This is a genomic window from uncultured Lacinutrix sp. (assembly GCF_947500325.1).
Lineage (GTDB): Bacteria > Bacteroidota > Bacteroidia > Flavobacteriales > Flavobacteriaceae > Lacinutrix.
Window position 1 is genome coordinate 43423 of sequence record NZ_CANMRQ010000022.1, and the last position, 17155, is coordinate 60577.

At 34.0% G+C, this 17155-nt stretch carries 10 protein-coding genes and 1 pseudogene; 10 read left to right on the forward strand and 1 reads right to left on the reverse strand.

The annotated features are described in order from the left end of the window. The first annotated feature begins 35 nt into the window (after positions 1–35). Positions 36–2849, forward strand: coding sequence for a translation initiation factor IF-2 (gene infB / locus Q0997_RS17620; protein WP_299891272.1), 2814 nt, complete (start codon positions 36–38; stop codon positions 2847–2849). 81 nt (positions 2850–2930) lie between these two features. Here infB and Q0997_RS17625 read toward each other — a convergent pair whose 3' ends face one another. Then, positions 2931–3332: an SPOR domain-containing protein gene (locus Q0997_RS17625; RefSeq protein ID WP_299891275.1), complete on the reverse strand. Its 402-nt coding sequence runs from the start codon at positions 3330–3332 to the stop codon at positions 2931–2933. A gap of 211 nt (positions 3333–3543) precedes the next feature. On the opposite strand from Q0997_RS17625, the gene Q0997_RS17630 reads away from it, so the two are divergent. The 9 genes and pseudogenes from Q0997_RS17630 to Q0997_RS17670 form a co-directional block, all read left to right on the forward strand. Next, positions 3544–4833, forward strand: a complete 1290-nt coding sequence (locus tag Q0997_RS17630) for a c-type cytochrome (protein ID WP_299891298.1) — start codon at positions 3544–3546, stop codon at positions 4831–4833. A 51-nt stretch (positions 4834–4884) separates the two neighbouring features. Further along, entirely contained in the window at positions 4885–7995 is a 3111-nt protein-coding gene (locus Q0997_RS17635) for a TAT-variant-translocated molybdopterin oxidoreductase (protein WP_299891278.1), read from the forward strand. 35 nt (positions 7996–8030) lie between these two features. Continuing rightward, a complete protein-coding gene (nrfD, locus tag Q0997_RS17640) occupies positions 8031–9779 on the forward strand; it encodes an NrfD/PsrC family molybdoenzyme membrane anchor subunit (RefSeq protein WP_299891280.1) in 1749 nt (582 codons plus the stop codon). Positions 9780–9789: 10 nt separating this feature from the next. After that, positions 9790–10323, forward strand: coding sequence for a DUF3341 domain-containing protein (locus Q0997_RS17645; RefSeq protein ID WP_299891283.1), 534 nt, complete (start codon positions 9790–9792; stop codon positions 10321–10323). 9 nt (positions 10324–10332) lie between these two features. After that, a complete protein-coding gene (locus Q0997_RS17650) occupies positions 10333–10905 on the forward strand; it encodes a cytochrome c (protein ID WP_299891286.1) in 573 nt (190 codons plus the stop codon). Positions 10906–10931: 26 nt separating this feature from the next. Next, complete coding sequence (locus Q0997_RS17655; RefSeq protein ID WP_299891289.1) at positions 10932–12284, forward strand: quinol:cytochrome C oxidoreductase; 1353 nt, start codon at positions 10932–10934, stop codon at positions 12282–12284. Between the two features lie 31 nt (positions 12285–12315). Then, positions 12316–13395 (forward strand): cytochrome c oxidase subunit II, encoded by a 1080-nt coding sequence (locus tag Q0997_RS17660; protein ID WP_299891292.1) that lies wholly within the window; start codon positions 12316–12318, stop codon positions 13393–13395. 27 nt (positions 13396–13422) lie between these two features. Continuing rightward, the gene (locus Q0997_RS17665; protein ID WP_299891295.1) at positions 13423–15210 is read left to right on the forward strand and encodes a cbb3-type cytochrome c oxidase subunit I; all 1788 of its coding nucleotides are present in this window, start codon (positions 13423–13425) and stop codon (positions 15208–15210) included. A gap of 248 nt (positions 15211–15458) precedes the next feature. Next, positions 15459–17155 (forward strand): annotated as a pseudogene (locus Q0997_RS17670) (hypothetical protein); the annotation flags it as partial.

Below are 17155 nucleotides of genomic sequence, written 5' to 3' on the forward strand. Positions count from 1 at the left end.
TTGAAGAAGTAAATTAAAAGAGTAAGGCAACATTTATGGCTGAAACGATTAGATTAAATAAAGTACTACGTGAGCTTAACATCTCTCTAGATCGTGCTGTAGAATTTTTAGATTCTAAAGGTGTCGAAATAGAGAAGCGTCCGACTACGAAAATATCTGAGGAAACTTATAAGATTCTTTCAGATGAATTTGAGACAGATGCTAGTAAGAAAGTTAAGTCACAAGCTGTAAGTGAAGCTAAGCTTAAAGAGAAGGAAGATTTACGTATAAAACGTGAAAGAGAATTAGAAGCTAAGCAAAAAGTAGAAGAAGCTAAAGAAGCTGAGGCTAAAGCAAAAGTGGAAGTAGTTAAAGCTACTAAAACATTATCTGGGCCTAAGCAAGTAGGGAAAATTGACTTAGAAGGTGATAAGAAAGTAGCTAAGCAAGAAGAGCCTAAAGCAGAAGTCAAAACAGAGCCTAAAGCTAAAATAGCTTCTAAAGAAAAAGAAGAAAAGAAAGAGCCTTCTATAATAAAAGCTAAAGTTAAGGATATTCCAAAACTTAAGATTGTTAAAGAAGCCCCAAAAAAGCCTGAGGTAAAAGTAGAGCCTCCAAAAGCGACTAAAGAAAAGGTTAAAGAGGAAGCAGTTAAAGCAGAGCCAGCTAAAGAGGTTGATCCAGTTCCAGAAACTGTAGAAACTAAATATCAAAAACTTTCAGGACCTAAAATTGCAGGTGATAAAATTGATTTATCTCAATTTAACAAACCTAAAAAGAAAAAAGAAGAGCCTAAAGGCGGAGATGCTAATAAGAAAAAACGTCGTCGTATATCCAAGCCAGGAGATAATAAGCCAGGTTCAGGTGGAAATAACAGAGGCGGGAATAATAGAGGTGGAAACAATAGGTTTAAAGGTAATAATAAGCCAGGTCAAGGACGTCGTAATATTGTAAAAGAAGAGCCTAGTGAAGAAGATGTAAAGAAACAAGTAAGAGAAACACTTGAAAAATTACAAGGAAAATCTAACAAAGGAAAAGGCGCTAAATATAGAAGAGATAAAAGAGATCAACACAGAGAACAAACTGAAATTGATCAACAAATTGAAGCTGCTGAAAGTAAAATTCTTAAAGTAACAGAGTTTGTTACAGCAAGTGAAGTTGCTACCATGATGGATGTTGGTGTAACTCAAATTATTTCGGCATGTATGTCTCTTGGTATGATGGTAACAATGAATCAGCGTTTAGATGCTGAAACATTATCTATTGTAGCAGAAGAGTTTGGTTATAAAGTAGAATTTGTAACTGCAGATATAGAAGAATCAATTGTAGAAGTTGAAGATAAACCAGAAGATTTAGTAGAGCGTGCGCCAATAGTAACAGTAATGGGACACGTAGATCATGGTAAAACATCGCTTCTAGATTATATCCGTAAAGAAAATGTAATTGCAGGAGAATCAGGAGGTATTACCCAGCATATTGGAGCCTACGGCGTGCAATTAGATGGTGGGCAAAAAATAGCGTTTTTAGATACACCTGGTCACGAAGCCTTCACGGCCATGCGTGCACGTGGTGCTCAAGTAACAGATATAGCTATCATTGTTGCAGCAGCAGATGATGATATCATGCCACAAACTAAAGAGGCAATTTCACATGCGCAAGCTGCTGGTGTACCAATAGTTTTTGCTATTAACAAGATTGATAAGCCAGATGCTAATCCAGAAAAAATTAAAGAAGGTTTAGCAAACATGAACTTATTGGTTGAAGATTGGGGTGGGAAAATTCAATCTCACGATATTTCAGCTAAAATAGGTACTGGCGTTAAAGAATTATTAGAAAAAGTATTACTTGAAGCGGAGTTATTAGAGCTTAAAGCAAATCCAAATAAAGCAGCAAGTGGAACTGTAGTAGAAGCATTCTTAGATAAAGGACGTGGATATGTTTCTACTATATTAGTTCAAGCAGGAACATTGCGTATAGGTGATTATGTTTTAGCAGGTAAGAATAGTGGAAAAATAAAAGCCATGCACGATGAGCGTGGAAATGATATTAAGGAAGCTGGTCCATCTACACCAGTATCAATTTTAGGATTAGATGGTGCACCGCAAGCAGGGGATAAATTTAATGTCTTTGCAGACGAGCGTGAAGCGAAGCAAATTGCAACTAAACGAGCGCAATTACAACGTGAGCAATCTGTAAGAACACAACGTCATATTACTCTTGATGAGATTGGACGTCGTATTGCATTAGGTGATTTCCAAGAGCTTAATATTATTCTTAAAGGTGATGTGGATGGTTCTGTAGAAGCATTAACAGATTCTTTCCAAAAACTATCTACTGAAGAAATTCATGTTAATATTATCCATAAAGGTGTTGGGGCTATTACAGAAAGTGATGTATTGTTAGCAACAGCTTCAGATGCTATTATTATAGGATTTAATGTACGTCCAGTTGGAAATGCAAGACAAGTAGCAGATACAGAAGAAATCGATATCAGAACATACTCTATTATCTACGATGCTATTAATGATCTTAAAGATGCAATGGAAGGCATGTTGTCTCCAGAGCTTAAAGAAGAGATTACTGGTACTGCAGAGATTAGAGAAATGTTTAAAGTGTCTAAGGTAGGTACTATTGCTGGTTGTATGGTGATGAATGGAAAAATCTTTAGAAACTCTCAAATTCGTTTAATAAGAGATGGTGTTGTAGTGTATACAGGTGAATTAGCATCATTAAAACGATTTAAAGATGATGTTAAAGAAGTTGGTAAAGGATACGATTGTGGTATGCAAATTAAAAACTACAATGATATCAAAGAAGGAGATGTCATTGAAGCGTTCCACCAAGTTGAAGTGAAAAAGAAGTTGAAATAAATTTCTATTATATAGACTAAGATCACAAATAAAAAAGCGACCAATTGGTCGCTTTTTTATTTGTGATCTTAGTCGTTAACTTTATTTTTTCTTGGTCTGATTTGGTTCAAAAATAAAAGCATGAGGGAATTTTTTCTTTACTTCCATTAAAGCACGATCGGCTTGTAGGCGTGTTCTAAAATTACCAACATATATTTTGTAATTAGGTGTTTCATAAACTTTTTTTGAAGACCAAGAATTATAGGTTAAATCATATTTGTTTTTAGCATTTTCTGCACCAGTATTACTGCCAGAATAAATACTAATCTTATAGTTATTACTGTCTATTCCTTCAGCGTTAATTTGTTTTTTCAATTCTAATAGCGTCGGTATGTCGTCATCTTGGTATACGACAACGTTACCTTCTTGGGCATTAGATAATGTTGTAATGCCTATAGTTAATGCTGCTGATAAACAGATGTTTTTAAAAGATGTTAATTTCATATTTTAAATTTATTTGATACAAATGTAAAAGTAATAAACGAAAATGAATCAAATTTCTTATTTAGAATTCCTCTAAATTAGAAATTAAGACTTCTTTAAGATTTCTAAAATGGACTTTAAGTATTACTTTTGCCTAAGTTTTTAAAACTGTATTTTTAAAGTATAGATGAAAAAATCATACCAAAGTTTAGAAGTAAATTTAATCAACAATATGAAACAGGTGATTCACCGCAAATTAGGCGTTACTATTCTTCATTTAAGCTTAATTTTTTTATTAGCGTTTTCTACTTCCCTTTCAGCTCAAGATGGCGATCCAGTTGCAGGTAAAGCATTATTTAATACAAATTGTGCGTCTTGTCACAAATTAGATAAGAAAATGACTGGTCCAGCATTAAGGAATGTTGAGGCGCGATTAGCAGAAGATGAAGGTTTAGATAGAGAATGGTTGTATGCATGGATTAAGAATAGTGCAGGCATGGTTAAATCTGGTGATGCGTATGCAAACAAGATTTTTAAAGAGTACAATGGTACGGCAATGACAGCTTTTCCTCAATTATCTAATGCAGATATTGATAATATTTTAGCATATACTGCTGCAATAACTAAAAAGCAGGATGTTGTATTGCCTCCAACAGGAGGTGCATCTGGAGAAGGAGATGGGTCTTCAAACAATCTAATCTTAGGTGCGTTAGCATTATTGTTTGCGTTATTAGCAGGAGCGTTAGTGTTGGTTAATAAAACACTACGTCGTTTTGCAGATGATAAAGGAGTGGCTTTGGCAGATAAGCAAAAAGGTCTTCCTATTTGGAAAGCATTTGTTCAAAACCAATTCTTAGTATTGGTGACAACAATATTTTTATTGTTAGCTGCTGGTTATTTTGCTTACGGCTATTTTATGCAAGTTGGTGTTAATCAAGGGTACGAGCCAGTACAGGAAATTCATTTCTCGCATAGAATACATGCTGGAGATAATGGTGTAGATTGTAAATACTGTCACTCGTCTGCTAGAGTTAGTAAAACTTCAGGTATTCCTTCGTTAAATGTTTGTATGAACTGTCATAAATCAATTTATGAAGTAGCAGAAAGTACTGCAACAGCAGAATATTCTAAGGCGTTTTACGATGGAGAAATCAAGAAATTATATGCTGCTACAGGTTGGGATGATGCAAATCAAAAATATACAGGTGAAACAAAACCAGTAAAATGGACAAGAATTCACAACTTACCAGATTTTGCATATTTTAATCACTCACAGCACGTAACTGTTGCAGGTGTAGAGTGTCAAACATGTCATGGTCCAGTTGAAGAAATGGAAATTGTATCTCAATTTGCTCCATTAACAATGGGTTGGTGTATTAACTGTCACCGTGAGACTAATGTAAAAGTGAAAGACAACGCTTATTATACTAAAATCCATGAGCAATTATCTAAGAAATATGGTGTTGAGCAATTAACAGCAGCTCAAATGGGTGGATTAGAATGTGGTAAATGTCACTACTAAATAAATAGTAGTTTTTAAAAAGTAAATTAAGAAGTAATTCAATTATATAATATGTCATCAAACAAGAAATACTGGAAAAGTGTTGAGGAGCTAAAAGATAGCTCTATTGTTGAGACGCTAAAACAAAACGAATTTGTAAACGAAATTCCAACAGATGAATTCTTAGGTGATAAGAATACATTGGAAGCATCGTCTACAACGCGTCGTGATTTCTTAAAGTATGTTGGTTTTAGTACTGCCGCTGCATCGTTAGCTGCTTGCGAAGGACCAGTTATTAAATCAATTCCTTATGTAGTTCAACCAGATTCTATTGTTCCTGGTGTTGCAAATTATTATGCAACAACTATAGCTAACGGTTTTGATTTTGCAAGTGTTTTAGTAAAAACTCGAGAAGGTCGTCCAATTAAAATTGATAACAATTCTTTAGCAACCACAGGTAGTGGAGCAAATGCTAGAGTTAATGCATCGGTTTTAGGATTGTATGATAGTACAAGAGTGCAAAAGCCTACTAAAGGTGAAAGCGCTATTTCTTGGGATCAGTTTTATTCAGAAACTAAAGAGCAATTAAAAACGTATAGTGCGGCAGGAAAGCAAATAGTATTGTTAACGCAAACATATGCTAGTCCATCTACTTCAAAGTTAATTGCAGAATTTAAAGCAAAATATGCTAATGTAAATCATGTAGTATATGATGCCGTTTCAGAATCTACTGCATTAGATGCATATCAAGCAAAATATGGTGAAAGAGGTTTAGCTAATTATGATTTTTCTAAAGCGTCTACAATTGTAGCTTTTGGAGCCGACTTTTTAGGAGATTGGCAAGGTGGCGGATTTGACTCAGGTTATTCTAAAGGGCGTGTTCCAACAAATGGAAAAATGTCTCGTCATATTCAATTCGAGTCTAACATGTCTTTAGCTGGTGCTAATGCAGATAAGCGTGTGCCATTAAAGCCTAGTCAGCAAAAACTAGCTTTAGCTAAATTACATAGTTTAATAGTTGGAGGTTCTTTTTCTGGAAGCTTAGAAGCAAATGTAGAGAAAGCAATTCAAGGAGCAGCTTCAGAATTAAGTAAAGCAGGTAGTAATGGAGTTGTTGTTACTGGACTTCAAGATGTTAATGCCCAAACTGTGGTTTTAGAGATTAATGAAGCTCTAGGTAGTAAAGCTTTTGACTCTAGCACACCTATTAAAACAAGACAAGGTAGTGATAAGGCTGTTAATACTTTAATTGCTGATATGAAAGCAGGTAAAGTAAGTGCAGTTATAATGAGTGGAGTAAATCCATCATACACATTACCAAATGCTCCAGATTTTGATGAAGCATTGAAAAATGTTGAATTATCTGTTGCATTCTCAATGAAAGCAGATGAAACGGCTACTAAATCAAAATACATAGCTGCAGCACCTCATTATTTAGAATCTTGGGGAGATGTAGAACTTAAAAAAGGTCATTTTGGGTTAATTCAGCCTACAATTCGTCCTTTATTTGATACACAACAATTTCAAGACGCTTTATTAAAGTGGAATGAAAATGATATTTCATATAGCGATTACATTAAAGTGGTATGGAATGAAAATATATTAAATGGTAATTCATTTAACCAAGCGTTACATGATGGTGCATTTGTTTCTAATGTAACTGTAGCATCAAATGATGAAGTAGAAGCTGAGGTTGTATCTTCTGAAGAAGAAGTTGAAACGCCTTCAGGAAATGCGGCAAGAGCTTTAGCAGCTGGTGCTAAATCAAATGGAATGGAGTTAACCTTGTATACTAAAATCGGAATGGGTGATGGTCAACAAGCTAACAACCCTTGGTTACAAGAATTCCCTGATCCTATTACTAGAACATCTTGGGATAATTATTTAACAGTTTCTGCTGCAGATGCTAAACGTTTAGAATTAGTAAACGAGCATGATGCTACAGGAGCTTTAAATGGTAGTTATGCTAATATTACTGTAAACGGAACTAAAATTACAGTCCCAGTAATTATTCAACCAGGTCAGGCTACAGGTTCTGTAGGTTTATCTTTTGGTTATGGAAGAACTGCTGGTTTAAAAGATGAAATGAAAACTGGTGTTAATGCATATGCATTATACCAAGGTTTTAATACAATACAAGATGTAACTGTTAAAAAAGCAACTGGTATGCACGAGTTTGCTTGTGTACAGTTACAAAACACTTTAATGGGTCGTGGAGACATTATTAAAGAAACAACATTAGAGATCTTTAATACTAAAGATGCCAAAGAATGGAATGCAATGCCAATGGTATCTAAAGATCACGAAATGATTGAAGCAACGTCTCCAGAAGCAGATCTTTGGGATGAGTTTGATCGTTCTATTGGACATCACTTTAACTTATCTATAGACTTAAATGCTTGTACTGGTTGTGGTGCTTGTGTTATTGCTTGTCATGCAGAGAATAACGTTCCTGTTGTAGGTAAAGAAGAGATTCGTCGTAGTCGTGATATGCACTGGTTACGTATTGATAGATACTATTCATCTGAAGATACTTTTGAGCAAGATGATGCTAAAAAAGAAGGCTTCTCTGGATTGTTTGGAGATAATGGATCTTTAGGAGGATTTGGAGAGTTAGAAGTAGCTGCAGATAATCCACAAGTTGCATTTCAGCCTGTAATGTGTCAACACTGTAATCACGCACCATGTGAAACAGTTTGTCCAGTAGCAGCAACATCTCATGGTCGTCAAGGTCAAAATCACATGGCATATAACCGTTGTGTAGGTACAAGATACTGTGCTAACAACTGTCCATATAAAGTACGTCGTTTCAACTGGTTCCAATATCCAGGAAATGATGAGTTTGATTACTACATGAATGATGATTTAGGACGTATGGTTCTTAATCCAGATGTAGTAGTGCGTTCTCGTGGTGTAATGGAAAAATGTTCTATGTGTATTCAAATGACACAAAAGACTATTCTTGATGCAAAACGTGAAGGACGTGAGATTAAAGATGGTGAATTCAAAACAGCTTGTTCTGCAGCATGTAGTAGTGGAGCAATGGTATTTGGAGATATTAACGATAAAGACAGTAAAGTTGCAAAACTTTTAGAAGACGATCGTATGTATCACTTATTAGAGAGTGTTGGTACTAAGCCTAATGTGCAGTACCATACTAAAGTGAGAAACACGAAAGCATAAAAAATATTAATTAACGAACAATTATAAAAAGGATTATGGCGTCTCATTACGAAGCACCTATTAGAAGACCTTTAGTTACAGGCGAAAAATCGTATCACGATGTTACAGTTGATATCGCAGCACCTGTAGAAGGAAAAGCCAATAAACAATGGTGGATTGTTTTCTCAATTGCATTAGTAGCATTTCTTTGGGGAATCGGTTGTATAGTATACACCGTTTCAACAGGTATTGGAACTTGGGGATTAAACCGTACAGTAAACTGGGCATGGGATATTACTAACTTCGTTTGGTGGGTTGGTATTGGTCACGCAGGAACACTAATTTCTGCAGTACTTTTATTATTCCGTCAAAAATGGAGAATGGCAATTAACCGTTCTGCAGAAGCAATGACGATTTTCTCAGTAGTACAAGCTGGATTATTCCCTATTATTCACATGGGTCGTCCATGGTTAGCATATTGGGTATTACCAATTCCAAATCAATTTGGATCACTATGGGTAAACTTTAACTCACCATTACTTTGGGATGTATTTGCAATTTCAACATATTTATCTGTATCATTAGTATTCTGGTGGACAGGTTTATTACCAGATTTTGCAATGCTTAGAGATAGAGCTATTAAACCCTTCCAAAAGAAAATATATAGTTTATTAAGTTTTGGATGGACTGGTAGAGCAAAAGACTGGCAACGTTTTGAAGAAGTATCATTAGTGTTAGCAGGTTTAGCAACACCATTAGTACTTTCTGTACATACAATTGTATCATTCGATTTCGCAACATCGGTTATACCAGGTTGGCACACCACAATTTTTCCACCTTACTTTGTAGCAGGTGCAATTTTTTCTGGTTTTGCTATGGTAAATACACTTCTTATTATTATGAGAAAAGTATGTAACCTTGAAGATTATATTACAGTACAACACATCGAATTAATGAATATTGTAATCATGATTACAGGTTCTATTGTTGGTGTGGCTTATATTACAGAACTATTTGTTGCGTGGTATTCTGGTGTAGAATATGAGCAATATGCATTCTTAAATAGAGCAACTGGACCTTACTGGTGGGCATACTGGGCAATGATGTCTTGTAATGTATTCTCTCCTCAGTTTATGTGGTTTAAAAAATTACGTACAAGTATTATGTTCTCTTTCGCTATCTCAATAGTAGTAAATATAGGTATGTGGTTTGAGCGTTTTGTAATTATTGTAACATCATTACATAGAGATTACTTACCATCATCATGGACAATGTTCTCTCCTACATTTGTTGATATTGGAATTTTCATTGGAACAATAGGATTCTTCTTTGTATTATTTTTATTATACTCGAGAACATTCCCTGTAATTGCACAAGCAGAAGTGAAAACGATTTTAAAATCGTCAGGAGAGCGTTATAAAAACATTAGAGAAAGAGGAGATAGTTTAATGGGTACAGGAGCAGATGCTAGAACATCTAACTCTGATAATGCATCTATAAAAACTATAGAATCAACTAAAACTGAAGCATTGCCAAGTGGTGATAATTCTGAAAGTGTAAATAGTCTATTAGGAACTATTGGGACATTTGATCCTAATACCCAAACACCAGATGACTTGAAAAAAGTTAATGGTATTGGACCTAAAATGGAGCAAGTACTTAATAGTATTGGTATTTATTCTTTCCTTCAGGTAAGTAAGATGACAAAAAATGAATATGACTTGTTAGATTCTATCACAGGTTCATTCCCAGGAAGAGCAGAACGTGATGATTGGTCAGGACAAGCTAAAAAACTAATAAACTAACAAGTAGCATATGGAAACTTCAGACAAAGTAATTCACGCTATTTATAACGATGACGATGTGTTAATGGCTGCCGTTAAAAAGGTAAAAGCTGAAAGACATCACATTGAAGAAATATATACGCCATTTCCAGTTCACGGACTAGATAAGGCAATGGGATTAGCGCCAACACGTATTGCAATTGCATCATTTATGTATGGATGCGTAGGTTTAACAGTTGCTGTTTTAATGATGAACTTCATTATGATTGAAGACTGGCCACAAAACATTGGTGGAAAGCCAAGTTTTAGCTATTTAGAAAATATGCCAGCATTTGTACCAATTATGTTTGAGCTTACAGTATTTTTTGCAGCTCACTTAATGGTAATTACGTTTTATATGCGTAGTAGAATGTGGCCTTTCAAAAAAGCAGAGAATCCTGATCCTAGAACAACAGATGATCATTTCTTAATGGAAATACCAGTACATGGAAATGAAAGTGAGCTAACAAGTTTATTAGCTGAAACTGGAGCAGTTGAAATTAACGTAGTAGATAACGCGCATTAATTATACAAAATGAAGAGTATTATTAAAATAACAATATTAGCATTAGTCTTAGTGTCATTTGTAGCTTGTCAAAAAGATTCAAGACCTAATTACGAGTACATGCCTAATATGTATGAGCCTGTAGGTTATGAAACTTACCAAGAAGCAAGTGTAAAAGTAGATGGTAAGGAGATTCTTAAAAATAATATGGAAGCTCTATTACCTGCTGAAGGAAGTATTTCAAGAGGATATACACCTTTTGATATAGAAAACACTAACGAAGGTTACGAATTAGCAAAAACGTCTTTAGTTAATAAGTTAGATTCTACTCAAGTAAATTTAGCTTTAGGTAAAGAATTATATAATATTTATTGTGCTATTTGCCATGGAAACAAAGGTAAAGGGCAAGGTAAATTAGTAAAACGTGAAAAAATATTAGGTATACCTAATTATGCGGATCGTGAGATTACTGCAGGAAGTATTTATCATACTATTTATTATGGTAAAAATACAATGGGATCATACGCAAATCAGCTAAGTGAAGAAGAGCGTTGGCAAGTTGTTGCTTATGTTGAAAAACTTAGAGCAGATTTAATAAAATAAGATATAGATAAAGTTTATATATAGATATGTATACAATTTCAAACAGACTAAAATTAGTTTCTATCATATTAATGGTCGTAGGAGCATTAGGTGTTGGTTATAGTTTCATGAGTTCTAACAAATCATTTGAAGAAGTAGAACACATGTTAGCCGAAGAATCTCATCATGGTGATGGTCATGGAGAAACTGCAAGTCACGGAGAAGCTCATGGGAATGACCATGATACTGCAGAATCACATGGATCTGCTCATGGAGAAGTAGACGAACACACAAAGCATGTAGAGCATGTAATGCATGCAGTGCACAAAAGACCTTGGGCAGCATTTTATATAGCAGCATTTTTCTTTATGATGATTGCTTTAGGCGTATTAGCCTTTTATGCCATTCAATATGCAGCGCAAGCTGGTTGGTCTCCTTTAGTATTAAGAGTGATGGAAGGAATAACAGCTTATTTATTACCAGGTGCTTTAATAGTATTATTTATTGCAGCATTATCTCACTTTATTGGTCATAACAGCATTTTTGTATGGATGGATCCTGAAGTTGTTGCTGAAGATAAATTAATACAAGGTAAAACAGGTTGGTTAAATGTTTGGGGCTTTATCATTAGAGGTTTAGTTTTCATTGGTGGATGGTCTTTATATAGATACTTCTCAAGAAAATTCTCTATTGCACAAGATAATGCAGACGATAATAAAAACTTTAAAAAGACATTCCGTATTTCGGCAGCATTTTTAGTATTCTTTATTTATACAGAATCTATGATGTCTTGGGATTGGATAATGAGTGTAGATCCACACTGGTTCTCTACATTATTTGGATGGTATGTATTTGCTGGTATGATGGTTTGTGGTGTAACTACTATTGCCTTAATAACATTATACTTAAAAGGAAAAGGATTATTACCTAAAGTAAATGATAGTCATTTACATGATTTAGCTAAATTCATGTTTGCTTTTAGTATTTTCTGGACCTATTTATGGTTCTCTCAATTTATGTTAATTTGGTATTCAAATATTCCAGAAGAAGTAACATACTTTATTACTAGAATAGAAGATTATAAATTACCATTCTTTGGTATGTTGGCTATGAATTTTGTATTCCCATTACTATTATTAATGAATAGTGATTATAAGCGTGTACCATGGTTTGTAGTAATGGCAGGTATAGTAATTTTAGCAGGACATTATATAGATGTATTTAATATGATCATGCCGGCTACAGTTGGAGATCAATGGTATATTGGTGTTCCAGAAATTTGTTCAATGTTATTCTTTGCAGGATTATTTATATTTATTGTCTTTACAGCACTTACAAAAGCGCCACTAGAGCCAAAACGTAATCCTTTCATCAAAGAAAGTGAACATTTCCATTATTAATAAAATAATTCAATAAAGAAGAACGACAACAATGACGGCTTTATTATCAATTTTAGTTTTAGTATTTATATTAGTTGCCATATGGCAAATGGTTAAGATATTTGATTTAACTCAAACAGTTACTGCTGGAGGAAACAATCAAATAGCAAACGATAATGACAACAAAATCAATGGTTACTTAATGTTAGGTTTTTTAATCTTCATTTATGTAATTACTATTATGTGTTTTGTAATGTATGGTGATTTACCATTAATGTCTAATTCAGCTTCAGAACATGGACCTGGTATAGATAGTTTAATGATTATCTCTATGGTAGTTATTTTCTTTGTGCAAACCGTAACACAATTCTTATTACACTACTTCGCATTTAAATATAGAGGAGAAAAAGGAAAGAAAGCATTATTTTATGCAGATAACAATAAATTAGAAGCCATTTGGACTATTATTCCAGTTATCGTTTTAGCAGGTTTAATTATTAAAGGATTATTTACTTGGACTACAATCATGAATGTTAGTACAGAAAACGATCCCTTAGTAATTGAGTTATATGCACAACAGTTTAACTGGAAAGCTAGATATGGTGGAGCAGATAATACATTAGGAAAAGCTAATGTAAGATTAATTGATATAGACCGTGCAAACATATTAGGTGTTGATGAGTCAGATCCTAATGCACAAGATGATATAATTACTACAGAATTACATTTACCAGTAGGTAGACCTGTATTATTTAAAATGCGTTCTCAAGATGTATTGCACTCAGCGTATATGCCTCATTTTAGAGCGCAAATGAACTGTGTACCAGGAATGATTACTCAATTTGGTTTCACGCCTACAGTAACAACAGTAGACATGCGTCAAACACCAGAAATGATTGATAAAGTTCAAAATATTAACAAAATTAGAACAGAAAAATCTAAGGCTTTAGTCGCTAAAGGTGAAGAGGCTCTAGAACGTTACGAATTCGACTATCTATTATTATGTAATAAGATTTGTGGTAAATCTCACTACAATATGCAAATGAAAATAATAGTAGAAACACAGGAAGAATATGATGCTTGGGTTAAAACACAAAAAGAATTTAAAAACTCTCTAGTTAGCAACGATTAATTAAAAGATTAAAAAGATATAAAGATTATGTCAGCACACGCAGATACTCACGACGCTCACGACGATCACCATCATAAAGAAACATTTATAACTAAATACATATTTAGTCAGGACCACAAAATGATTGCTAAACAGTACCTTATTACCGGTACTATAATGGGAGTTATTGGTGTAATGATGTCACTTATGATGCGTATGCAAATTGCATGGCCAGAAGAGCCAAATGTAATTTTTAAAGCATTATTAGGTAAATGGGCACCAGAAGGTGTTATGGATGCAGATATTTACTTAGCACTTGTTACTATACACGGTACTATAATGGTATTCTTTGTATTAACAGCAGGTTTAAGTGGTACATTTAGTAACTTATTAATTCCATTACAAATTGGAGCACGAGATATGGCCTCTGGATTTCTTAATATGATTTCTTACTGGTTGTTTTTTGTATCAAGTGTCATCATGGTATTATCTTTCTTTGTTGAAGCTGGACCAGCAGCAGCGGGTTGGACAATATATCCTCCATTAAGTGCTTTACCATTAGCTCAAGGTGGTTCTGGAGCAGGTATGACCTTATGGTTAGTATCTATGGCAATATTTATCGCATCGTCATTATTAGGGTCATTAAACTATGTGGTTACAGTAATTAATTTACGTACTAAAGGAATGTCTATGACTAGATTACCTTTAACTATATGGGCATTTTTTGTAACTGCCGTAATCGGTATTATATCTTTCCCAGTATTATTATCTGCTGCATTATTACTTATAATGGATAGAAGCTTTGGAACATCATTCTTCTTATCAGACATTTTTATACAAGGTGAAGTATTACATTATCAAGGTGGTTCTCCTGTATTATTTGAACACCTATTTTGGTTCTTAGGACACCCAGAAGTATACATTGTATTATTACCTGCTTTAGGTATTACTTCAGAAATTATTGCAACTAACTCACGTAAACCAATTTTTGGATATCGTGCCATGGTTGCTTCTATACTTGCAATTGCATTTTTATCGACAATTGTATGGGGACACCATATGTTTATTTCAGGAATGAACCCTTTCTTAGGATCTGTATTTACATTCACAACATTATTAATTGCGATACCATCTGCGGTAAAAGCGTTTAATTATATTACAACGCTCTGGAAAGGTAATCTACAAATGAATCCAGCAATGCTGTTTTCTATAGGTCTTGTTTCTACATTTATAACAGGTGGATTAACAGGTATTATTTTAGGAGATAGTGCTTTAGATATTAATGTACATGACACCTATTTTGTAGTAGCACACTTTCACTTAGTAATGGGTATTTCTGCTCTTTATGGGATGTTTGCCGGTATATATCATTGGTTCCCTAAAATGTTTGGCCGTATGCTAAATAAGAATTTAGGTTATGTACACTTTTGGGTAACTGCTGTTTGTGCTTATGGAGTATTCTTCCCAATGCACTTCATTGGTATGGCAGGATTACCGAGACGTTATTATACAAATAGTAATTTTCCATTATTTGATGACTTACAAGATGTAAATGTTGTAATTACAATTTTTGCATTAATTGGAGGCGCTTTTCAAATAGTATTCTTATATAACTTCTTTAATAGCATATTCTTTGGTAAGAAAGCTGTTCAAAACCCATGGAGATCTAATACTATGGAATGGACAACACCAGTTGAGCATATTCATGGTAACTGGCCTGGCGAAATACCACATGTACACCGTTGGGCATATGACTATAGCAAGCCTGGTCATGAAGAAGATTTTGTATCTCAAATTGTACCTCTTAAAGAAGGAGAAGAAGAGCTACAACACTAAAAATATATTACTTATTAACAAAAAAAGTCCATTCTTAATCGAATGGACTTTTTTTGTTTCTAGTTGATTTTCAATTAGTTAGACTTAAGCATGTTAAAAAAACATAAAAAAACTCGATGAAATACAATAAAATCAGTTAAATTGCATTCGAAATTGTTAATAAGTTGTTCGTTTTTATAAATGATAACTACTTTTTATAGATTTTATAAACTAGGCTATTAACTAAATTAACTTATAATTAACCTACTATGAAAACAAGATCCTTGTTTAGGTCAACATATCAATATGTAGCCTATATTTTGGTATTTCTTTTTGCAGCTTTTTATGCCAATGCGCAATGTCCAACTATTCCCATTCAACCGCCACCAATTTGTGATGCTTCAGGATTCACTTTTGGTGACTTAAATGCTTTTGCAACAGATGAAGGTAATGGTATTGTATGGTATGATACAATGACAGGAGGAAGTCCTTTTAATGTAAATCAATTAGTAAGTGAAGGAACATATTATGCAGATGATAATTCTGGGAATTGTGGAACAAGAGCTTCAATTATTATAGATTTTGTAGTAAATCCATCTGGTCAAAATTTAGATGGAATATATTGTAGTAATGAAAATCCTACAATACAAACCTATATTGATGATGTACTACAACCTAATGTCCCAGTAGGAGGAAGTGTTTTAGTATATAATGACTTTGATCTTACAAGTCTAGCAAATACTACAGATGCTATACCACTTGGAGCAACAAATTACTTTGTTGTATTTGTTGATAATACTGGATGTGAGAGTCAAATAGAATTAGGTAGTACTGCTGTATTTGATGCACCTTTAGACCCAACACCAGCTAATCCACAAGATTTTTGTTCAGATACTAATCCTACAATAGGAGATTTAGATCCTGGAACAATGGATAGTGTTAGTTGGTATGCTAATATTGACGGAAATGGAGATCCAATTTTACCAGGACTATCATTATCAACTCCATTAACAAATGGTAGTACTTACTACGTTCAAACAAACAGTATTTTTTGTGATAGTAATCCTGTACCTGTAACCGTTAATATTTTTGACCCTGTTAATGCAGGAACTTCAGGAACTTTAGACTATTGTGAGGATAGCGTTCCTACAAACGATTTTAACTTATTTGATGAGTTAGGCGGAACACCAGATACAACAGGAACATGGACAGGTCCACTAGCAACAACAAATGGACATTTAGGAACCGTTAATATTTCTACATTAACGTTACCAAATATTTATACTTTTACATATATAGTCGCAGCGAATGGAGCTTGTCCTCAAGCAACTTCAGTTGTAGTAATAACAGTTTACGATACATTTACTTCTGGTATTCCATCTGCAGCTAATCCTGCTTCATTTTGTGAAGCGGCTCTACCTTCAGCTTTTGATTTGTTTACTTTATTAGATAATGAAGATCCTAACGGACAATGGACTCAAGGGACATCAAGTACTGATCCCGTAGTAAGTTCTCCAATAGATTTAACGACCTTTACTCCAGGAACATATAATTTTACATATACGCAAAATATATTACCAAATCCTTGTCCAGAAGAATCAACTACAGTACAAGTTATCGTTTTACAAGACCCTGAAGCGGGTAATGCTATTAATGCAGTATTTTGTGAAAATGATTTAGTAGCGAATTCTCCTTATGATCTTTTTAATACTTTAGATGGGACACAGGATAATAATAGTGGTGTCTGGACTGATGCTTCTGGTACAACAATTGCTAATCCAATAGATATTACTATACTAACAGTTGCTGGTAGTCCATATCAATATACATATACAATAGATAATGGCACATGTTCTGATTTTGAAAATATTACGATTACAATAGAACCAGCACCAGAATCTGGAACAGTAAATGGTACAGCAGAATTTTGTGAAGGAGCAGCACCATCGGTATACGATTTATTTGA

Bases quoted from the DNA above. Each gene is read 5' to 3' on its own strand.
- infB (WP_299891272.1), top strand. From the start codon at position 36: ATGGCTGAAACGATTAGATTAAATAAAGTACTACGTGAGCTTAACATC.
- Q0997_RS17625 (WP_299891275.1), bottom strand. From the start codon at position 3,332: ATGAAATTAACATCTTTTAAAAACATCTGTTTATCAGCAGCATTAACT.
- Q0997_RS17630 (WP_299891298.1), top strand. From the start codon at position 3,544: ATGAAACAGGTGATTCACCGCAAATTAGGCGTTACTATTCTTCATTTA.
- Q0997_RS17635 (WP_299891278.1), top strand. From the start codon at position 4,885: ATGTCATCAAACAAGAAATACTGGAAAAGTGTTGAGGAGCTAAAAGAT.
- nrfD (WP_299891280.1), top strand. From the start codon at position 8,031: ATGGCGTCTCATTACGAAGCACCTATTAGAAGACCTTTAGTTACAGGC.
- Q0997_RS17645 (WP_299891283.1), top strand. From the start codon at position 9,790: ATGGAAACTTCAGACAAAGTAATTCACGCTATTTATAACGATGACGAT.
- Q0997_RS17650 (WP_299891286.1), top strand. From the start codon at position 10,333: ATGAAGAGTATTATTAAAATAACAATATTAGCATTAGTCTTAGTGTCA.
- Q0997_RS17655 (WP_299891289.1), top strand. From the start codon at position 10,932: ATGTATACAATTTCAAACAGACTAAAATTAGTTTCTATCATATTAATG.
- Q0997_RS17660 (WP_299891292.1), top strand. From the start codon at position 12,316: ATGACGGCTTTATTATCAATTTTAGTTTTAGTATTTATATTAGTTGCC.
- Q0997_RS17665 (WP_299891295.1), top strand. From the start codon at position 13,423: ATGTCAGCACACGCAGATACTCACGACGCTCACGACGATCACCATCAT.